Origin of the sequence: Brachybacterium avium (genome assembly GCF_002216795.1) — a bacterium.
In the GTDB taxonomy this organism is placed as follows: Bacteria; Actinomycetota; Actinomycetes; order Actinomycetales; family Dermabacteraceae; genus Brachybacterium; species Brachybacterium avium.
Window position 1 is genome coordinate 1,284,814 of the sequence record NZ_CP022316.1, and the last position, 19,241, is coordinate 1,304,054.

A 19,241-nucleotide genomic window follows, 5' to 3' on the forward strand; every position below is an offset into this window, starting at 1 on the left:
CACCGGGCCGGAGCCGGCATCGGGGGCGCTCCGGTGGAGCCTCCGCCGAGCCCCTTCCCCACCCTGAGGAGCTACACCATGGATGCCTTCGTCGGGCTCCTGCACGATTCGAGCCTCGTGGAGGCTCAGCTGCTGCTGATCACCTTCGTCCTCTGCTCGCTGATCGGGCTGGAGCGCCAGATCCGGCAGAAGAGCGCCGGGTTCCGCACCCATGTGCTCGTCGGCCTGGGCTCCTGCGCGTTCACCCTGGTCTCCGCCTACGGCTTCTCCGCCGTCCTCGCCGACGACGTCACGCTGGACCCCTCCCGCATCGCCGCGCAGATCGTCTCCGGGATCGGCTTCCTGGGAGCCGGGGTGATCTTCAAGGGCCACAACGTCGTCCGCGGCCTCACCACCGCCGCCACCATCTGGGTGGCGGCGGCCGTCGGGATGACCGCGGGTGCCGGGATGCTGTCCCTCGCGGTGCTGCTGACGTTCCTGCACCTGCTGACCCTCTTCGCGATCGCCCCGCTGGTGCATATGCTCCCGAGCCGGGACCGCTACCGGATCCTGCGGGTCCGCTACATCGACGGCGCCGGCGTGCTGCGGGACCTGCTGTCCTCCGCCACGGCCATGGGCTTCTCCTCGTCGGTCGTCAGGAGCCGACGGCTCGAGGAGGACGGGGAGCGGCAATCCGTCGAGGTGGACGTCCGCTTCCACGGTCGCATCCCGCTGCGGGACCTGATCCCGGAGTTCATGGAGATCCGCGGGGTCCAGCGCGTCTCGCTCCGGGTGGACCATGACGACAGCGACGACCAGGAGAGCGACGAGATCTGAGCGCTCCGCCTACCGGCCCGCTCCGGGGCCGGGGTGATCACGGCCTGCGGTCGTGCCCTCATCCCGCGTGCAGCGGACCCTCCAGGATGCTCAGCACGTCCGCCTCCCGGAAGCCGAGCGCCCGGTTCAGCGCGAGCATCGGCGCGTTGTCCAGCGCGGTGTAGGTCTGGATCCAGCGAGCGGATCCCGCCTCGGGCACGCCGGCGAGGTTCTCCAGGTTCGCCAGCTTGAGGGCGCGGCCGATGCCGCGGCCGCGATGGGCGCGCTCCACCAGGGTGTCGTCCTGAGTGAGGATCTGCGGGTCGTGACGGTTCAGAAAGATCTCGGTGTACCCCACAGCCGTTCCGTCGGCGTGGGCGAGGCCGCGCACCAGGGTCCAGCCCTGGGCATCCATCCGCTGTTCGTTGCGGCGGATCTCGCTGACCTCCGCGCGGGAGGCCGGACGGGTGAGGTCCCCCATCGGCACGTCGGCCTCCATCTGGGTGGTCAGACGTGCCCAGTCCTCCACCAGGTCCTCGGGGCAGGCGCCCCGCCAGGTGCGCACCTCGATCCCGGGGGTGGGGCGGGCCTCGGCGCGCAGCGCCTCGAGGTCGAGGGGCCGGTCGACGGGCAGATCGAGCAGCAGACGGTGCTCCTGGTTGCCGACCCGCATCCCCTGCGCGAGCGCGAAGGCCACGCCCGCCTCGCTGTAGGTCTCCGCCTGGACCACCTCGGCCTGGCCGGCGAGCGTCTCGCGCAGGGCGGCGGCGAGTGCGGTGCCGATGCCCCGGCGGCGATGGGCCGGGAGCACGGAGATCTCGATCTCGGCCGGGTCACCGGGGTCGACGTCGGCGCCCGCTGCTCCGACCATCTCACCGTCGAGGTGCGCGACCAGCAACACGGAGAGCCGTTCCGGCCTCGGATCCCCGAAGCGCGCGAGGATCGTCTCCTCGCTCGCCCACCAGGCCGCCTCGCGCCCGGCATTGAATCCCTCCCCCAGCACGGCGTTCCAGGCGAGCAGCGCCCGACGGTCGGTGGGGTCGACGGGAAGGATCTGGGCAGAACAGGACTGGGCGGCGCTCATCACGCCATCCCATCACGCCCGGCCCGCACCCTCCATCGAATATTCCGGGCCTCCGCCCAGCGGCGCCCGCAGCGCGCCGAGGGGGCACGGGCACAGCTCAGCCGTGCTGCTCGATCGCCATCTCGTAGTAGCGCAGCAGGTCATCCGAGGCGTTCTCCCAGGAGAACTTCTCGGCCTCGGCCCGCGCGGCCTCGCGGATGCGCCCGCGCAGCTCTCCGTCCCCGAGCCGGGTCAGCGCCGCGTCCAGGCTCGCCTCGTCCCCGGAGTCGAAGATCAGCCCGTTCACCCCGTCGGTGACCTGCTCCATCGTCGGCCCCGAGCGGGCCGCGACCACCGGGAGCCCAGAGGCCATCCCCTCGAGGATCACCAGCCCCAGCGTCTCGGTGACCGAGGGGAACACGAAGGCGTCAGCGCTGGCGAAGGCGCTCGCGAGCTCCTCGCCCCCCATGAAGCCGGGAAACAGCGTGGAGGTGCCGGCGAAATGCTGCTCGAGCTCGCGCCGGTAGGGCCCGTCGCCCACGATCGCGAGCGCCACGTCGTCACGGCGCTCCATCATCGGGCGCAGCCGATGGATCTCCTTCTCCGCGGCCAGGCGGCCCACGAACACCAGCAGCTTCTTCTCCGGATGCCCCTGAGTGAGGCGCTCGCGCATCGCCGTCGAGGCGAAGCGGGGATGGAAGGTCTGCGTGTCCACCCCGCGGCGCACCACATGGAGGTTCTCGATGCCCTTCTCCGCGAGCTCCGCCTTCATCGTCTCGGAGGTGGCGATGTTGATGTCGGCCAGGGCGTGGTTGCGCTTGATCTGCCACCACACGGGCCGCTTCCCCCAGCGGTAGGCGCGGTAGAGGTCCAGGTAGCGGGGGATGTGCGTGTGGTAGCTGGCCACCAGCGGGATCCGCTGGCGGTGCGCGGCGTAGGCCCCGGAGGAGGCCAGCAGGATCGGCTGGGCGGCGTGGACCACATCCGGATGGAAGCCGCGGATGATCCCGTCCACGGTGGGATTGGGCAGGGTGAAGCGACGGTGCTTGTAGAACGGCAGGGTCACCGGCTTGATGCCCACCACCCGGGCCCCGTGGTGCTCCGTGACCCCGAGATCGGGGGCGATCACCATGACCTCGTGCCCGAGGTCGGTGAACCGCTCGACGGCGTGGCGCAGGCGTGTCACCACGCCGTCGACCGACGGCAGGAAGGTCTCCGTGACGATCGCGATCTTCACGGGTGCGAGCTCACTTCCAGGTGACGGTCGGCAGGACCAGCTCGCGCTTGACCCGATCGGTGTTGTTCATCGCGACCTTGAGGACCTCCGTGAGGTGCTCTTCGGTCAGCAGGTGCGGCTGCAGGCCGAGGTCCAGCAGGTTGGTGTTGACCGCGTTGTAGTAGTGGTCGTACTTCTCCACGCGCGGGTTCTCGGTGGTCGCGAGCTCGACGTCGTTGCCCAGGTCGCGGGCGACCTTCTGCACCTTCTCGGCGAGCTCCTTGACGGAGAACTGCTCGGTGAACTGGTTGTAGACGCGGAACTCGCCGACGTCGGCGGGGTTCTCGCAGGCGATCTCGATGCAGCGCACGGTGTCCTGGATGTCCAGGTAGCCGCGGGTCTGGGAGCCGTTGCCGTAGACGGTGAGGTCGTGGCCGATGGCCGCCTGGACGATGAAGCGGTTCAGCGCGGTGCCGAACACGGCGTCGTAGTCGAAGCGGTTGACCAGGCGCGGATCCCGGCGAGTCTCGTCGGTCTCCAGCCCGTAGACCACGCCCTGGTTCAGATCGGTCGCGCGGATGCCCCAGATCTTGCAGGCGAACATGATGTTGTCGCTGTCGTGCACCTTGGTGAGGTGGTAGAACGAGCCGGGCTGCTTGGGGTAGGGCAGGCGGTCCTTGCGGCCCTTGTGCTCGACCTCGAGCCAGCCCTCCTCGATGTCGATGTTCGGCTGGCCGTACTCGCCCATGGTGCCGAGCTTGACCAGGTGGCAGTCGGGGGCGAAGTCCTTGATCGCCCACAGCACGTTCAAGGTGCCCTCGACGTTGTTGCGGTGGTTCTCGATCGCGTGCTCGCGGTCGATCATCGAATACGGCGCGGAGCGGTGCTCGGCGAAGTGCACGAAGGACTCCGGCTGAATCTCCTGGAAGATCGCGGAGACGGCGTCATAGTCGGTGAGGTCGGCGATCTTCACGGCGATGTCCTTGCCGGAGACCTCCTTCCACACCGCGACCCGCTCCTCGAGCTCGAGGATCGGGGTGACCGAGTTCGAGCCGAGCTCCTCGTCGATCTCACGACGCACCAGGTTGTCCACGATCGTGACGTCGTGGCCCTTCTGCGAGAGGTACAGGGCAGTGGGCCAGCCGCAGAATCCATCTCCGCCGGCGACGACGATCTTCATCTCGTGAGTTCTCCCTAAGGTCCTGTGCCGGCGTGCGAGGTCCGCCGCAGCCGGATTGTGCAAGTTCGGGTCCGCTCATAACGTAGTGCAGGCCGGACACGCCTCAAAGCGGCGTGGACCCGGCCTGAACAGCGGAGGAACGGATCGTGAACCAGGTGTACGACGAGTGTGCGGCAGGCCGGACCCCCTGGTCGGAATCCACTGTATCCCGCGCCCCCGAGCCCGTGCTGGATGCTCAGGCGCCCTCGGCGGAGCGTGCGCTGCGCACGCCCCGTCCGCTGCCGGAGAGCTCCCGCCGGGTGCTGGTGATGGCGATCGTCAACCGCACCCGCGACTCCTTCTTCGACGAGGGCCGCACCTGGGACCTGGAGGCCGCGGTCGCCGCCGGGCTCGCGGCCGCGGGCGACGGCGCGGACCTCATCGATGTGGGCGGTGTGAAGTTCGCCCCCGGCGACCCGGTGCCGGCGTCGGAGGAGATCGACCGGGTGGCGCCGGTCCTCGCCGCGCTGCGAGAACAGCTGCCGGACCGCGTGCTGCTGTCGGTCGACACCTTCCACGCCTCAGTGGCCCGGGCCGCGATCGCGGCCGGCGCCGACCTGATCAATGACACCACCGGGCTCTCGGATCCGCAGATGGCAGGTGCGGTCGCCGAGTCCGGTGCCTCGCTGATCCTCACCCACTCGGCCGCCGAGCCGCGACGCCCCCTCCCCCGCCCGCAGTACGACGATGTGGTCGCCGAGGTGCGGGACTTCCTCGCCGCCCGGCTCTACCGCGCCCTTTCCGCGGGGATCCCCCGGGAGCGGATCGTGCTGGACCCGGGCCCGGATCTGAACAAGTCCACGCCGCAGACCCTCGAGGTGATGCGGGGCCTGGACGAGTTCGCGGGCTTCGGGCTGCCGCTGCTGGCAGCGCTGAGCCGCAAGGACTTCGTGGGCGAATCCCTGGGACTGGAGAAGCAGGAGCGCCTGGAGGGGTCCCTGGCCGCTGCGGCCTGGGCGGTGCAGCACGGCGCGAGGATGCTGCGGGTCCACGACGTGCAGGCCACGGTGCGCCTGGTACGGATGCTCGAGGTGCTCGCCGGCTGGCGCGAACCCACCGGCCCACTGGTCCACAACGCCTGAGCTGCGGAGCCGCCCCGCGGCGTGGCGTGGCGTGCCCGGCCGCGCCTAGCCGCGCCCGGCGCACCCAGCCGTGCCCGCCGCCCCTGGCCTCACCCGCCGCCGCCAGTCGCCAGGCGCCAGGCGCCAGGCGCCAGTCGCCAGGCGCCACGACGAGAAAAGTACCGCCCTGGTGGAACCTTTCTCGCTGCCGCAGCGCGACCCCCGCGCCACGACGAGGAAAGTTCCACGTCAATGGAACCTTTCTCATCGTGGCACCCCGCGGCGGGCGCGGCCGGGCTGGGCGAGCCGCGGCGGGCACCGCTCAGCCGGCGTGCTCGGCCAGCACCGCATCGGCCAGGCGGGGCATGACCTCGCGGTGGGCGTCGCAGAAGTCGTGCGAGGTGCCGATCACCAGCGCCAGGTCGGCCTCGGGGTCGACCCAGAAGGCGGTGCCGCGCATCCCGAAGTGGCCGACGGTCGCCGGGCTGTTGTCGCCGCCGGTCCAGTGCGGTGACTTGGTACCGCGCACCTCGATCCCCAGCCCGAAGGGGTTGGGGCTCTGCTTGCCGAAGCCGGGCATGATGCCCACCAGCTCGGGGAACTGCACGCAGGTCATCTCCGCGGACCATCGCGCCTCCAGCAGGGTCGGCCGCAGCAGCTCGGCGGCGAAGAGCGCGAGGTCGGTGAGCGGGCCGTGGGCGCCGACGGAGGCCGAGCCGCTCCACTCCAGCCCCGTCATGCCCAGCGGCTGCGCGATCCGCTCCTGCACCCAGTCGCCGAAGTCGCCTCCGATGCCCCGCTCCACGTGGCGGGCGGCTTCGTCGATGCCGAAGTTCGAGTAGTGGCGGCGCAGCCCCGGGGCCTGCAGCGTGTTCGCGGACTCGTAGAAGTATCCCGAGGCATGGGAGAGCAGATGGCGCAGCGTCGCCCCGGGCGGGCCCGCCGCGTCCTCGAGATCCACGTGGCCCTCCTGGATGGCGAGGGTCGCTCCGCAGCCGGTGAAGGTCTTGGTGACCGAGCGCCAGGGACGGACCAGGTCGACGTCCCCGCGCCGCGCCCGCTCGCCCTCGGGGCCGAGCACGATGGCGGCGGCCTCGAACCCGAACTCCTCCAGGACGTCCAGTGAGCTCACCGCGCGCCCCCGCTGCTGTGCTCCCGGCTGCTGTGCCCCGCGTCGCCGAAGCGCTCCAGCAGCGCATCGGTGAGGCCGGGCCAGACGCGCACGTGCTCCGGTCCGAAGGGCTGCTCGCCGAGGAATGCGGCGGCGAGCCCCGCCACCGGGTCCACCCAGAGGAAGGAGCCGGACTGGCCGAAGTGCCCGAAGGTCTCCGGGGAGGAGCCGGCACCGGTCCAGTGCGGCTGCTTCCCGTCGCGGATCTCGAATCCGAGCCCCCAGTCGTTGGGCTTCTGGCGCCCGTAGCCGGGCAGGATCCCGGCCAGTCCCGGGAACTGGACGGTCCTCGCCTCGCGCCAGAGCTCCTCGGGGATCAGGGTGGGCGCGAGCAGCTCGCGACCGAAGGTCAGCAGGTCGCGGAGCGAGCCGCGGTAGCCGGCGGCCGGGGAGCCCGTCACCTCGAGGTCGACGAGGTCCAGGCCGGCGACGACGGTCTGCTCCATCCAGTCGACGAAGTCGAAGCCGGTGGCCTCCTCGACATGCGCGGCGAGCACCTCGAAGCCGGTGTTGGAGTAGATGCGGCGGGCCCCGACGCCCCCCACCACCTCGTCGCCGTCGAAGGCGTAGCCGGCGGTATGGGCGAGCAGGTGTCGCACCGTCGCACCCTCCGGCCCGGCGGGCTCCTCGAGGTCGACCAGGCCGCGGTCCACGGCGATCAGGACGCCCAGCGCGGTCAGGGGCTTGGAGACGCTGGCGAGGTCCCACACCCTGGTCTGTTCGCCCTGGGTGTGCAGGGTGGTCTCCGCATCCGTCACCCCCAGTGCATGGGCGAAGTCCACGTCGACGGGGATCTCGGGCGCTCTGTCGGTCTCCACGCCCTCAATATCGCATACGGGTCCTCCGTCCCGGAGCGCCCGCCTCTTCACGAGGCCTGCACGAATCCCTCGCCGCCTCCCCGCTCGGCGGTATCGGTATCGACCTGCTCTCGCGATACGATCAGTGGGCGAGCAGCCGCGCCGCACGCCACTGATCGGTACTGATCGGCGGGGTCGGCCGACGGCCCGCCGCACCTGTCAGCCACAGCGAGAGCGAAGGACCACCGTGGGGATCTTGGATCGGATCGAGCGCGGCCTCGATCGCGGCGTGACGAGCGTCTTCTCAGGCCGTCGCGGCCAGCTGAAGCCGCTCGACCTCGCACAGGGGCTCAAGCGCGAGTGCGACGATCAGATCCAGGTGCTCGACCGCACGCGGACCCTGGCCCCGAACATCTTCGCGATCTACCTCCACTCCCAGGACTACGACCGTTTCAGCTCCTGGCAGGACACCCTGCTCGACGAGCTCCAGCGGGTGGTGACGGAGCATGCGGACAAGCAGCGGTACATGTTCGTCGGCGGTGTCACGGTGACCCTCGAACGCGATGACGAGGTGCGGGTGGGCCGGTTCGAGACCGAGTCCCGCACCGAGCGCGGCAGCGTCGCCCCGGCGACCGGCGCCGCCCAGGCCGGCTCCGGCGGCAGCCCGATCGTCGAGATCGACGGCCAGCAGTACCTGCTGACCGGCCCGGTCACCGTGATCGGTCGCGGCGGCGACGCCGACATCATCCTCGAGGACACCGGGGTCTCCCGCCACCATCTCGAGCTGCGCACCGACGCCGATTCGACCCTGGTCGCCACCGATCTCGGCTCCACCAACGGCACCTTCGTCGACGGGGAGCGGATCCGCACCCCGGTGGCCCTGCAGGACCGCTCGCTGCTGAAGATCGGCCGCACCCGGCTGACCGTGCTGCTCCCCACCGCCGGTCCGGCCGACTGGTGAGCCCCCGATGAGCGAACTGACCCTGGTCGCGCTGCGCCTCGGCTTCGTGCTGGCGCTGTGGATCTTCGTGATCGTCGTGATGCTGGTGCTGCGCAACGACCTCTTCGGCACCACCGTGGTCACCCGCTCCAGCCGCGACCCGCGCCGGGAGCAGCGCCCCGCCTCGGGCCCGCTCAGCGGGTCCTCCCCCGACGTCGATCCGGCGCAGCTGCGCACGGATCCCGAGGTCACCCAGGCGGCGATGGTGGTCACCGCCGGGCCGTTGCGCGGGACCTCCCTGTCCCTGGGCTCGACCCCGATCCTGATCGGGCGCGCCCCGGAGTGCACCCTGGTGCTCGACGACGACTACGCCTCCAACCGCCACGCCCGCGTGTTCCAGCGCGAGGGCGAGTGGATGGTGGAGGATCTGGGCTCGACCAACGGCACCCTGGTGTCGGGCAAGCGGATCGAGGGCTCCGTCCCGTTCCGTCCCGGGGCCCAGGTGCGGATCGGCCGCACCGAGATCGAACTGAGACGAGGTCCGCGATGAGCATCGCCCTGCGGTATGCCGCCCGCTCCGACGTCGGCCTCGTGCGGTCCAACAACCAGGACTCCGCCTATGCCGGCAGCCACCTGCTGGTGGTGGCCGACGGGATGGGCGGGCACGCCGGCGGCGACGTCGCCTCCTCCGTCGCGATCGGCCACCTGGCCCAGCTGGACTCCGAGACCCCGGCCTCCGACATCGTGGCCACCCTCGAGGAGAGCGTGCTCGAGGCCAATCAGGAGATCCTGCGCCGGGCCCGCGACGAGCCGCAGCTGCGCGGCCTGGGCACCACGATCACCGCCATGCTGCGGGCCGAGGGCAAGTTCGCCCTCGCCCATATCGGCGACTCCCGTGCCTATCTGCTCCGCGGCGGCGAGACCACCCAGGTCACCAAGGACCACACCTTCGTCCAGCGTCTGCTGGACGAGGGCCGCCTCACCGAGGAGGAAGCCGAGCGCCACCCCCAGCGCTCCGTGCTGATGCGCGTCCTCGGTGACGTCGACGCCGACCCCGAGCTGGATCTCTCCCTGCGACCGGCCCACCCCGGCGATCGCTGGATGCTCTGCTCCGACGGGCTGTCGGGCCTGGTCTCCCTGGACACCATCGACTCCGCCCTGACGGGCTTCGAGGATCCCGGAGAGTGCGCCGAGGAGCTGATCCAGCTCGCCCTCAAGGGCGGCGGCCCGGACAACATCACCTGCATCGTCGCCGACGTGGTGGATCTCGAGAAGCTGCCCCGCGGTGAGGAGGCCCCCTCCACCAGCCCGCAGATCGTCGGCTCCGCGGCACGCAACCGCCATGCCCCCACCGCCGCCTCCGGGCCCGCCGCGAAGGCGGCCGCGCTCACCCGTGAGGAGCCGGAGGCCCCCTACGAGGACGAGGACTTCTCCGCGGAGGAGCCCCCGCGTCGCAGCCCCTGGCCGGCGCTGGTCGCGCTGATGCTCCTGCTCGCGCTGCTCGGCGGTGCGCTGTGGGCCGGCTACGCCTGGTCGCAGCGACAGTTCTATGTCGGCACCGATGGCACCAATGTGGTGCTCTACCAGGGCCTGACCCAGGATCTGGGACCGATCTCGATGTCCGAGCCGGTGGAGGTCACCGATATCGCCCTCGAGGACCTGCCCGAGGTGACGCGCCAGCAGGTCCGGAACACGATCACGGCCTCCGACCGGGCTGGTGCCGAGCAGATCATCGACCGGCTCGAGCAGGTCGCGATCTCGAACCGGCCCCTACCCGTGGTCACCCCCGCGCCGTCCGACGGCGGCGGGGCGTCCGATGCGGGCGGTGACACCAGTCAGGAGACCGCCGTCGAGGAGAGCGCCGCCGAGGAGGCGAGCCCGCTGCCCTCCAGCACCGACGGCGCGATGCAGTCCCCCGCTGCGGGTGAGGGGACGTAGTGGCCACGATCGTGTCGTACACCGCGCGGCCGCGCAGGCTCACCCAGGCGCTGCTGCTGTCGTTCGCGGTGGTCACCGGTGTGGGCGCCTACGCCCTGGTGGGGCTCGGCCGGTTCCATGAGCTGCCGGAGAACCTGCTGGCGTACGGGGTCGGTGCCGCTGTGCTCGCGCTCGTGCTGCAGATCGCGGTGATGTGGCGGGCCCCCTACGCGGATCCCGTGATCCTGCCGCTGGTGGTGCTGCTGAACCTGCTGGGCATCGCGATGATCGAGTCCGTCCACTCCGCGAACCAGATCTTCGGGATCCGCAGCTCGGCGAGCGCGGACCGGCAGATGCTGTGGGCGGTGCTCGGCGTGCTGCTGTGCGTCGCGGTGCTGGTGATGCTGCGGGACCACCGCCGCCTGCGCCGCTTCACCTGGATCAGCGCCGTCGCCGGTGCGGTGCTGCTGCTGCTGCCGCTCGCGCCGGTGATCGGTTCGGCCCGCAACGGCTCGAAGATCTGGATCGATCTCGCGGGCTACAGCTTCCAGCCCGCCGAGCTGGCGAAGATCGCCTTCGCGATCTTCTTCGCCGGCTACCTGGTCTCCCGCCGGGACACGCTCGCCCTCGCCGGCCCGAAGGTGCTGGGCATCCACCTGCCGCGCTGGTCCGACTTCGGCCCGATCCTGGTGGCCTGGGGCTTCGCGATGGCGGTGCTGGTCTTCCAGACCGATCTCGGCACCTCGCTGATGTTCTTCGGCCTGTTCGTCGCGATGCTGTACGTGGCCACGGACCGGCTGAGCTGGCTGGTGATCGGGGCCGTGATGTTCCTGCCCCCGGCGATCTTCGCCGCCACCCAGATGAGCCACGTCCGCACCCGCCTCACCTGCTGGCTGGATCCGCTCTCGAGCGCGAACTACTCCACCTGCGAGCAGATCGCCCAGGGCCTGTTCGGCCTCTCCAACGGCGGCATCACCGGCGCCGGCCTCGGGGAGGGGCGGCCCGACGTGGTCCCCCATGCCGAGTCCGACTTCATCTTCGCCTCCTTCGCGGAGGAGCTCGGGATGGTCGGGGCCTTCGCCCTGCTGCTGCTGTACCTGCTGCTGGTGCAGCGGGCGCTGCGCGCCGCCGTCGGCATCTCCGACGGCTTCGGCACCCTGCTCGCGGGCGGTCTCGGCTTCGTGATGGCGCTGCAGGTCTTCGTGGTCGTCGGCGGGGTCACCCGGGTGATCCCGCTGACCGGCCTCACCCTCCCCTTCCTGGCCGCCGGCGGCAGCTCCCTGGTGTGCAACTGGATCATCGCGGGCATCCTGGTGCGCCTGTCCGACGCGGCCCGTCGGCCCGCCGCCCGGCAGGTCCCGGGCACAGGGTCGGCCGCTGCGCCGCGCCCCGCCCAGGAGGTGGGCGCATGAACCGGCCGCTGCGCCATGTCTGGCTCGTGATCAGCGTGCTGTTCGTGCTGCTGTTCACCTCGACCACCTATTTCCAGGTGATCGCCAAGGATCGGCTCAACGCCCACGGGCAGAACGACCGCACCCTCTACAACGAGTACGGGCGCCATCGCGGCCCGATCGTGGTGGACGGGCATCCGATCGCGGTCTCGCAGTCCTCGGACGACACCTACGGCTACCTGCGCACCTACGACCCCGGCGCCATGTACGCCCCGGTGACCGGGTACTACTCGGTGGTGTACGGCTTCACCGGCATCGAGCGGTCGCTGAACGACACCCTCTCCGGCGAGGCCGATGCGCTGTTCTACCACCGCATCTCCGACATCCTCTCCGGTCGGCAGGGACGGGGGGCGACCGTCGAGCTCACCCTCGACTCCGCGGCCCAGGAGGCCGCCTGGAACGCGCTGGACGGACGCCGCGGTGCGGTGGTCGCCCTGGACCCGGAGACCGGAGCCGTGCTGGCTATGGTCTCCGCCCCCAGCTATGACCCCAACCAGCTCGCCTCCCATGACCGGGCGTCCGTGCGCACGGCGTGGCAGGAGCTCAACGAGGACCCGGAGCGGCCGCTGGCCAACCGGGCGATCGGCGGGGATCTCTACCCGCCCGGCTCCGCGTTCAAGCTCGTGGTCGCCGCCTCCGCCCTCGAGTCCGGCAGCTATACCGCTGAGACGGAGATCCCCGGACCGGGCACCTGGGAGCTGCCGAACTCCACCGCCGTGATGAACAACCACGCCGGCGGCGGCACCGAGGCCTGCGGGCCCGACGACACCTCGACCCTGGCCGATGCGCTGCGTCAGTCCTGCAACACCTCCTTCGCGATGCTCGGCGTGGATCTGGGCGAGGAGCAGCTGCGCGAGACCGCCGAGGGCTTCGGCTTCGGGCAGCGGCTGGAGATCCCGCTGTCGGTGACCCCCTCGAGGATCGGCGAGGATCTGGACGACTCCCAGCTCGCGACCACCTCGATCGGGCAGTACGAGACCCGGGTGACGCCGCTGCAGATGGCGATGGTGGCCGGGACGTTCGCGAACGACGGGGTGGTCATGCAGCCGCAGCTGGTCAAGGCGGTGCGCACGAGCGACCTGACCACGGTCGCCGCCCTCACGCCGAAGGAGCTGGGACAGCCGCTGACCGCCGCGAACGCCGCCCAGATGCGCCAGATGATGGTGGGCGTGGTCGAGGACGGCACCGGCACCGCGGCGGCGATCGACGGCGTCGAGGTGGGCGGCAAGACCGGAACCGCGGAGTGGGGCGAGGGCCGCCAGGCCCACTCCTGGTTCGTGGGATATGCACAGCAGGGAGACCAGAAGATCGCCGTGGCGGTCGTGGTCGAGGAAGGCGGATACGGCTCGCGCACCGCGGCGCCGATCGCCCAGGACGTGATGGAGGCGGTGATCCGGCCATGAAGACCGAACCGGGGCTCGTGCTCGAAGGACGCTACGAACTGACGTCCCTGATCGCCACCGGCGGGATGGGGCAGGTCTGGAAGGGTCGCGATCGAGAACTCGATCGCGAGGTCGCGATCAAGGTGCTGCGAGAGGAGTACGCCGGCGACGACGGCTTCCTCAAGCGCTTCCGCGCCGAGGCCCGCCATACCGCCGCCCTCTCGCACGACGGCATCGCCGCGCTGTACGACTACGGCGAGCTCGACGGCCGCGCCTACATCGTCATGGAGCTGTGCCCGGGCCGCCCGCTCTCGGAGATCATCGAGGAGAATTCCGGCGGGCTGCCGGAGAAGCGCGTGGTCTCGCTGCTCATCGAGCTCGCCCGAGCGCTGGATGCCGCCCATTCCAAGGGCGTGGTCCACCGCGATGTGAAGCCCGAGAACGTGCTGGTCGACGAGAAGAACGACTGGTCCATGAAGATCACCGACTTCGGGATCGCCCGCAGCAAGGACCAGGCCCGGCTGACCAAGACCGGCCTGGTGATGGGCACCGCCCAGTACCTCTCCCCGGAGCAGGCGATGGGCAAGCAGGCCACCTCGCTCTCGGATATCTATGCGCTGGGCATCGTGGGCTACGAGATGCTGGTGGGTCGCCGGCCCTTCACCGGCTCCAGCCAGGTCGAGATCGCGATGGCGCAGGTCAAGCAGCAGCCTCCGGCGCTGCCCGAGATGATCTCGGCGGATCTGCGGCGGCTGATGATGATGATGCTCGCCAAGGCCCCGGCGAATCGTCCCCGCTCCGCGGCCGCGGTGTCCCGGATCCTTGAGGCGGTCCAGCGCGGCGTCGAGCCGCGCTTCAGCACCGGCGCGATCCCGGTGACCAAGGTTGCCGACCATGACTGGACCGGGGAGAACCAGGTCCGGCCCGGATCTGCGGCGGAGAGCTCCGGTGCCTCCCCGGCCTCATCCGACGGCCATCGCCCCGGGGCCTCGCCCACGGGGACCCGCACGGCCGCGATGCCGTTGCCGCTGTCCGGTCGCGGTCGCGGGATCCGGCACCGTTCGGGCACCTCGGGACCGTCGGCGCTGTCGGCCGCCTCCGCCGGTTCCGCGCCGCGCCGCGCCGCCCGCCCGACCCGGTCGGCGAACTCCGCGCTGTCGGCGAGCTCAGCGCTGTCGGCGAGCTCGGCACGATCGGCGAACTCGGCAAACTCAGCGAACTCCGGCCGGTCGGCGTCCTCTCCGTCGGCGGGGCCCCGCAAAGGCGCGGGAGCGACCGGTGCCGGGGCCGACCGGCCTGCGGCGTCGCGTCGGACCGGCGCCTTCGACGATGTCGACACCCCCACCTCCTCGCGGACGGTGCGCGGCACCTCCACCACCGGCCGGAAGCTCGCGGGCATGTCGTTCCCGGGACTGGTCCTGGTGGTCCTGGTGATCCTCGCGATCATCGCGGCGATCGCGGGCGGGCTCGGCCTGCTCCCGCTGGGGGCGATGGACGCGCTGGGGACACCGGGCGGTGCGGAGATGGCTCACGTCGCCTCAGCCGACCCGGTCTCAGCAACTACGATGGTCGGATCGGTCGGTGTCGACCACGGCACGAGGACAGGTGTGGAGTGAGCGAAGAGAACGTGGTCCTGGGCGGGCGCTACCGTCTGGGACGGATCCTCGGCACCGGCGGTATGGCGGAGGTGTTCCTCGCGGAGGACACCCGGCTGCATCGCACCGTCGCCGTCAAGGTGCTGCGCTCCGACCTGGCCCGGGACTCCAGCTTCCAGGAGCGGTTCCGTCGTGAGGCGCACAGCGCCGCCTCCCTGAACCATCCCTCGATCGTCGCCGTGTACGACACCGGCGAGGAGCAGCAGACCACCATCACCGGGGCGGAAGTCACCATCCCCTACATCGTGATGGAGTACGTCCAGGGCAAGACCCTGCGCGAGTACATCGACCCCGAGCATCCGATGCCCGCCGCGCAGGCCGGCGAGATCATGGCGGCGCTGCTGAGCGCCCTGGAGTACTCCCACCGCGCCGGGATCGTGCACCGGGACATCAAGCCCGGCAACATCATGATCAACGAGGCCGGCGCGGTGAAGGTGATGGACTTCGGCATCGCCCGTGCGATCGCCGATGCCACCAGTGCGATGACCGCGACCCAAGCCGTGATGGGCACCGCCCAGTACCTCTCCCCCGAGCAGGCCCGCGGCCAGCTCGTCGACGCCCGCTCCGATATCTACTCCGCCGCCTGCGTGATGTTCGAGATGCTGACCGGGCGTCCCCCGTTCACCGGCGACACCCCGGTCTCGATCGCCTACCAGCACGTGCGCGAGGAGCCGCATCCGCCCTCGGCCTACAACCCGGCGATCACCCCGGCCCTGGACGCCGTGATCCTCACCGGCCTGACCAAGGATCGCGAGCAGCGCTACCCGAGCGCGGTCGCCTTCTCGCGCGATATCGCTGCAGTGGTGTCCGGGCGGGCCCCGGCCCTGGTGGGGGGCGCCGTCCCGACGGGCGATGACGCCGCGGCCACCACCGTGCTCGGCCCGGTCGACGATGCCACCGAGGCGCTGCCGGCCATGAGCGCGGTCGGTGCCGCGACCGCCGGCGGGCTGCGCGCCCAGAGCTGGAACGGGGTCTCCGCCCCGACGCCCAGCACGGGCCCCCTCGCCCTGCACACGATCGACGAGCCCGAGACGGTCGAGGAGAACGAGGATCGCCGCAAGCCCTGGTGGCTGATCATCCTGGTGGTCCTCGCGGTGCTCGGGCTGGTCGCTGCGGCCCTCGCCGTCCTCCAGCCCTGGGACCAGGGCCCCGAGACGGTCGCCGTGCCGTCGATCGTGGGAGAGACCGAGGAGGACGCCGGCGCGCTCCTGGACGATGCCGGGCTGAAGGGCGATTTCGTCCAGGCGGAGTCCATGGAGGTCGAGGCGGGGACCGTCATCTCCGCCGAGCCCGGGGAAGGGGAGGACGTCGCCGTCGGCTCCACCGTCGAGGTGACCGTCTCCACCGGTCCGGAGGCGGTCGATGTCCCCGACGTCACGGACAAACCCCGCGATGAGGCGGAGAAGCTGCTCGAGGACGCCGGATTCGTCCCCAAGCACGTCGACAGCGAGGACAAGCAGAAGACCGAGCGCGGGATCGTCACTCGCACGAACCCGTCGGCCGGCAGTTCCGCCCAGCGCGGCAGCGAAGTCCAGTTCTGGGACGCGACCGGCAGCTACCCGGTGCCGGATCTGGTCGGGACCGACCTCGACAAGGCCACCGAGATCCTCAAGAGCATCGGGTTCGAGGTCGAGAGCACCGAGCGCCCGGACGGCGAGCACGCCCCGGGCACGGTGCTCGAGCAGACGCCCCCGGGCGGGAAGTCCGAGACGATCGGTGCCACGATCCAGCTGGTCGTCGCAGCGCCCGAGGGCCCCGTCTCCGTTCCCAACGTGACCGGGCAGCCGCTTGCGGATGCCCAGAAGACTCTCGGTGATGCGGGCTTCGGCCACACCGACACCGATGAGCATTCGGACAGTGTCGAGAAGGGCCGGGTGATCCGCACCGAGCCCGGCGCGAACGAACAGGTCGACCGGAGCTCCACGATCACGATCGTGGTCTCCTCCGGGCCGAAGGCGACCCCCACCGAAGAGCCCAGCGAGAAGCCCAGCGACAAGCCGAAGGAGACTCCCTCGGAGTCGGAGTCCGCCTCGCCGACCGAGGACGACGATCCGTCCGCCGACCCGCCGAGCGACGAGCCGGGCACTGGTGAGAACAACGCCGGGAAGGGAGACGGGAATGGCTGAGGGCACACCGGGAGGTGGCGCCGAGATCGCCGCGGAGTCCCCGGCCGCGCGGATCCTGGTGGTCGACAACTACGACAGCTTCGTCTTCACGATCGTCGGCTACCTGCAGCAGCTGGGCGCCGAGACGGTCGTGGTCCGCAACGACGAGGTGCCGGCGACCCCTGGGGGCGAGGTGGACCTCTCCGGATTCGACGGCGTGCTGATCTCCCCCGGCCCGGGCAATCCCACCACCGCCGGCCGCTCCCTCGAGGTCATCGGCGCCTGCGCCGCACGTGAGCTGCCGATGCTGGGCGTGTGCCTGGGCCATCAGGCGCTGGGGCAGTACTTCGGCGCCACCGTGGATCATGCCCCGCAGCTGATGCACGGACGCACCAGCGAGCTCACCCACCAGGGCACGAGCGTGTTCGCCGGAGCGCCGTCCCCGATGACCGCCACCCGCTATCACTCGCTGACCGTGGTGCCGGAGACGATCCCCGCGCAGCTCGAGGTGACCGCCCGCACGGCCGACGGCATGGTGATGGGGCTGGCGCATCGCGAGCTGCCGCTGCACGGGGTCCAGTTCCATCCGGAGTCGGTGCTCACCGAGAACGGGCACCTGATGCTGGCCCGCTTCCTGCAGCTGTGCGACGGCCGCGATGCGATCGAGCGCGCAGCCGGGCTCGAGCCCCTGATGACCGCCGGCTGATCTCGTCTCCCGCCCGGTCAGGGCGCGATGTGCGCGGTCCCGCCGGACAGTGCGCCGACCATGCCGTCGTTGAAGGGCAAGGACGGCGCGATCGCCGGGAAGACCCAGGCGAACAGCACCACGACGACCGCCGCCACCAGGACCGCCGCGATCAGCACCCGCAGCCATAACGGTCCGGGCAGGGCCCGGAACAGCCATCCGTACATCAGCTCTCCTCCGTCGTCTCGGGGCTCGTCGCATCCTCGTCCGCGAGGGCTTCCGGGATCCCGTCGGACCGCTTCGTCCAGTACGCGAACTGCGCGTGGACGATGATCCGCTCGCGGGCGGAGAACATCGGATGGCAGGCGGTCAGGGTGAGCATCCGTTCCGTCGGGTCGACGCCGGGCCGGCCGGGCGTCGGCGCGATCACCTCGACGTCCTCGGGCTGGACGATGAGCGTCTCGGTCACCTCGTACACGTAGAAGGCGTCGGCCGTCTCCACCACGATCGGATCCCTGGCCCCGAGCCGGCCGATGTCCTCGAAGACGCGGCCGTAGGTGTTGCGGTGACCGGCGATCGCAACGTTCCCGACCTCTCCGGGCAGTGCGGTTCCCGGATAGTGCCCGGCCCCCTTGACGTTGAGCACCTGCTCGAGGCTGACGCCCTCGGCGAGCGGGAACTGCGGGCGATCGAAGTCCGGCACGTGCATGGTGGCCCAGACCTTCGTGTCCTGGGGGGTCTCGGGCACCGGCGGCGGGCCCTCCTGCCGCGGGGCGATGGTCTGCTCATCGACCTCGCCCCACTCCTGCTCCAGGCCCGCGAGGATCCCGGACTGCTCCCGATCGGCGACCACATCGGTCCACCACAGCTGCCAGACGAGGAACAGCAGCAGCAGGGCACCGAGGGTCAGCAGCAGCTCTCCCAGGACCCCGATCAGCACGCCCCCGCGGCCATGACCGCGGTGGGACGGTCTCACCCGGTCACCTCCGCATCGATCGTGAGGGAGCCGACGAAACCGGGCAGGGTGGTCTCCTCCAGGGTCTCGACCTTCTCACCGAGCCCCACATGATCGACCCATTGGCGATACACCTGGACGCCCGGCGAGGCCTCGAGCGAGGCGGTCATCTCCTCGATCGGCCCGATGACGGTGATGACGAACGGCGGGGAGTAGACCCGCCCCTCGAGCAGGAGGGTGTTGCCGGCGCACCGGAAGGCGCTGCCGTTGATGACCCGCTGATCCTGGAGCATCATCGCCTCGGCCCCGCCCGCCCACAGCGCATTGACATAGGCCTCCAGATCCTGCTGGTGGACCACGAGATCATCGGGCTCCGCGTCGGGGATGGTGCCCAGCGCGCTGCCGGGGGCGTCGGTGAGGGTGATCCGCAGAGCGGGACCACTGACCTCGCTGAGCCCGACGGCATCGCCGACCTGCTGGGTCAGTGCGGCGGCCGGTGCGCGCTCGTCCGTGTCGCGGAGAGACTCGATCTCGGCACGCTTGGCCGCGTTCTCCTCCGTGAGGTCCTCGATCACCCGCCCCCGCTCCTCGAGCACACCGGCGACATCGCTGCTCTCGTCGCGGATGGAGCTGCCGTCGGAGAGCCGCGCGGTGGTGGCGAACAGCACTCCGCACAGCACCATCACCAGCGCCACGCCGATCCGCCCGCGGCGGCGTGCGCTGCGAGCCGGGCTGCGGCCGGTGCCCTCTGCGTCCATGGCAACTCCTGACTTCGCACCCTCGGTCGACGACCATTACCCTAGGCCACAGTCCGCACCCGCGGGCACGC

Annotated in this window: 18 protein-coding genes; 10 read left to right on the forward strand and 8 right to left on the reverse strand. The window is 70.9% G+C overall.

Going from position 1 to position 19,241, the window contains the following annotated elements:
- The first annotated feature begins 78 nt into the window (after positions 1-78).
- Complete coding sequence (locus CFK39_RS05885) at positions 79-816, forward strand: MgtC/SapB family protein (RefSeq protein WP_089066305.1); 738 nt, start codon at positions 79-81, stop codon at positions 814-816.
- Between the two features lie 58 nt (positions 817-874).
- Here CFK39_RS05885 and CFK39_RS05890 read toward each other — a convergent pair whose 3' ends face one another.
- The 3 genes from CFK39_RS05890 to CFK39_RS05900 form a co-directional block, all read right to left on the reverse strand.
- Entirely contained in the window at positions 875-1,879 is a 1,005-nt protein-coding gene (locus CFK39_RS05890; RefSeq protein ID WP_089064679.1) for a GNAT family N-acetyltransferase, read from the reverse strand.
- A 97-nt stretch (positions 1,880-1,976) separates the two neighbouring features.
- On the reverse strand, positions 1,977-3,095 hold the full coding sequence (locus CFK39_RS05895; RefSeq protein WP_089064680.1) for a glycosyltransferase family 4 protein: 1,119 nt from the start codon (positions 3,093-3,095) through the stop codon (positions 1,977-1,979).
- 10 nt (positions 3,096-3,105) lie between these two features.
- Positions 3,106-4,254, reverse strand: coding sequence for an NAD-dependent epimerase/dehydratase family protein (locus CFK39_RS05900; protein ID WP_089064681.1), 1,149 nt, complete (start codon positions 4,252-4,254; stop codon positions 3,106-3,108).
- A gap of 146 nt (positions 4,255-4,400) precedes the next feature.
- On the opposite strand from CFK39_RS05900, the gene folP reads away from it, so the two are divergent.
- Positions 4,401-5,375 (forward strand): dihydropteroate synthase, encoded by a 975-nt coding sequence (folP, locus tag CFK39_RS05905; RefSeq protein WP_089064682.1) that lies wholly within the window; start codon positions 4,401-4,403, stop codon positions 5,373-5,375.
- Positions 5,376-5,676: 301 nt separating this feature from the next.
- Here the strand turns inward: folP and CFK39_RS05910 are convergent, their stop codons facing one another.
- Together CFK39_RS05910 and CFK39_RS05915 are read right to left on the reverse strand one after the other, a co-directional pair.
- The gene (locus CFK39_RS05910; protein ID WP_089064683.1) at positions 5,677-6,486 is read right to left on the reverse strand and encodes a serine hydrolase domain-containing protein; all 810 of its coding nucleotides are present in this window, start codon (positions 6,484-6,486) and stop codon (positions 5,677-5,679) included.
- Complete coding sequence (locus CFK39_RS05915) at positions 6,483-7,343, reverse strand: serine hydrolase domain-containing protein (RefSeq protein WP_157697081.1); 861 nt, start codon at positions 7,341-7,343, stop codon at positions 6,483-6,485. The genes CFK39_RS05910 and CFK39_RS05915 overlap by 4 nt, the downstream gene beginning before the upstream one ends.
- A 226-nt stretch (positions 7,344-7,569) precedes the next feature.
- Here CFK39_RS05915 and CFK39_RS05920 point away from each other — a divergent pair, with 226 nt between their 5' ends.
- The 8 genes from CFK39_RS05920 to CFK39_RS05955 are packed head-to-tail and all read left to right on the forward strand — an operon-like array spanning position 7,570 to position 17,478.
- Positions 7,570-8,283 (forward strand): FhaA domain-containing protein, encoded by a 714-nt coding sequence (locus CFK39_RS05920; protein WP_089064684.1) that lies wholly within the window; start codon positions 7,570-7,572, stop codon positions 8,281-8,283.
- Between the two features lie 7 nt (positions 8,284-8,290).
- On the forward strand, positions 8,291-8,812 hold the full coding sequence (locus CFK39_RS05925; RefSeq protein WP_089064685.1) for an FHA domain-containing protein FhaB/FipA: 522 nt from the start codon (positions 8,291-8,293) through the stop codon (positions 8,810-8,812).
- Positions 8,809-10,200, forward strand: coding sequence for a Stp1/IreP family PP2C-type Ser/Thr phosphatase (locus CFK39_RS05930; RefSeq protein ID WP_089064686.1), 1,392 nt, complete (start codon positions 8,809-8,811; stop codon positions 10,198-10,200). Before CFK39_RS05925 ends, CFK39_RS05930 begins: the two co-directional genes overlap by 4 nt.
- A complete protein-coding gene (locus CFK39_RS05935; protein WP_089064687.1) occupies positions 10,200-11,591 on the forward strand; it encodes an FtsW/RodA/SpoVE family cell cycle protein in 1,392 nt (463 codons plus the stop codon). The genes CFK39_RS05930 and CFK39_RS05935 overlap by 1 nt, the downstream gene beginning before the upstream one ends.
- Entirely contained in the window at positions 11,588-13,033 is a 1,446-nt protein-coding gene (locus CFK39_RS05940; protein ID WP_089064688.1) for a peptidoglycan D,D-transpeptidase FtsI family protein, read from the forward strand. Before CFK39_RS05935 ends, CFK39_RS05940 begins: the two co-directional genes overlap by 4 nt.
- On the forward strand, positions 13,030-14,628 hold the full coding sequence (locus CFK39_RS05945; protein ID WP_089064689.1) for a serine/threonine-protein kinase: 1,599 nt from the start codon (positions 13,030-13,032) through the stop codon (positions 14,626-14,628). Before CFK39_RS05940 ends, CFK39_RS05945 begins: the two co-directional genes overlap by 4 nt.
- On the forward strand, positions 14,625-16,793 hold the full coding sequence (pknB, locus tag CFK39_RS05950) for a Stk1 family PASTA domain-containing Ser/Thr kinase (RefSeq protein WP_089064690.1): 2,169 nt from the start codon (positions 14,625-14,627) through the stop codon (positions 16,791-16,793). The genes CFK39_RS05945 and pknB overlap by 4 nt, the downstream gene beginning before the upstream one ends.
- Entirely contained in the window at positions 16,786-17,478 is a 693-nt protein-coding gene (locus CFK39_RS05955; protein WP_089064691.1) for an anthranilate synthase component II, read from the forward strand. Before pknB ends, CFK39_RS05955 begins: the two co-directional genes overlap by 8 nt.
- Before the next feature lie 17 nt (positions 17,479-17,495).
- Here CFK39_RS05955 and CFK39_RS05960 read toward each other — a convergent pair whose 3' ends face one another.
- From CFK39_RS05960 to CFK39_RS05970, 3 genes are read right to left on the reverse strand one after another with little or no spacing between them, the layout of a single operon-like run.
- Positions 17,496-17,684: a hypothetical protein gene (locus tag CFK39_RS05960; protein WP_089064692.1), complete on the reverse strand. Its 189-nt coding sequence runs from the start codon at positions 17,682-17,684 to the stop codon at positions 17,496-17,498.
- Complete coding sequence (locus CFK39_RS05965; RefSeq protein WP_089064693.1) at positions 17,684-18,433, reverse strand: class E sortase; 750 nt, start codon at positions 18,431-18,433, stop codon at positions 17,684-17,686. Before CFK39_RS05965 ends, CFK39_RS05960 begins: the two co-directional genes overlap by 1 nt.
- Positions 18,430-19,170 carry a DUF881 domain-containing protein gene (locus CFK39_RS05970; protein WP_089064694.1) on the reverse strand — a complete coding sequence of 247 codons (741 nt, stop codon included), beginning with the start codon at positions 19,168-19,170 and terminating at the stop codon, positions 18,430-18,432. Before CFK39_RS05970 ends, CFK39_RS05965 begins: the two co-directional genes overlap by 4 nt.
- Positions 19,171-19,241: the final 71 nt, after the last annotated feature.

Excerpts from the sequence above, each read along its gene's own strand:
- CFK39_RS05885 (WP_089066305.1), top strand. The coding sequence starts at position 79 with ATGGATGCCTTCGTCGGGCTCCTGCACGATTCGAGCCTCGTGGAGGCT.
- CFK39_RS05930 (WP_089064686.1), top strand. The coding sequence starts at position 8,809 with ATGAGCATCGCCCTGCGGTATGCCGCCCGCTCCGACGTCGGCCTCGTG.
- CFK39_RS05970 (WP_089064694.1), bottom strand. The coding sequence starts at position 19,170 with ATGGACGCAGAGGGCACCGGCCGCAGCCCGGCTCGCAGCGCACGCCGC.
- CFK39_RS05890 (WP_089064679.1), bottom strand. The coding sequence starts at position 1,879 with ATGAGCGCCGCCCAGTCCTGTTCTGCCCAGATCCTTCCCGTCGACCCC.
- CFK39_RS05925 (WP_089064685.1), top strand. The coding sequence starts at position 8,291 with ATGAGCGAACTGACCCTGGTCGCGCTGCGCCTCGGCTTCGTGCTGGCG.
- CFK39_RS05900 (WP_089064681.1), bottom strand. The coding sequence starts at position 4,254 with ATGAAGATCGTCGTCGCCGGCGGAGATGGATTCTGCGGCTGGCCCACT.
- CFK39_RS05940 (WP_089064688.1), top strand. The coding sequence starts at position 11,588 with ATGAACCGGCCGCTGCGCCATGTCTGGCTCGTGATCAGCGTGCTGTTC.
- CFK39_RS05945 (WP_089064689.1), top strand. The coding sequence starts at position 13,030 with ATGAAGACCGAACCGGGGCTCGTGCTCGAAGGACGCTACGAACTGACG.
- CFK39_RS05955 (WP_089064691.1), top strand. The coding sequence starts at position 16,786 with ATGGCTGAGGGCACACCGGGAGGTGGCGCCGAGATCGCCGCGGAGTCC.
- CFK39_RS05960 (WP_089064692.1), bottom strand. The coding sequence starts at position 17,684 with ATGTACGGATGGCTGTTCCGGGCCCTGCCCGGACCGTTATGGCTGCGG.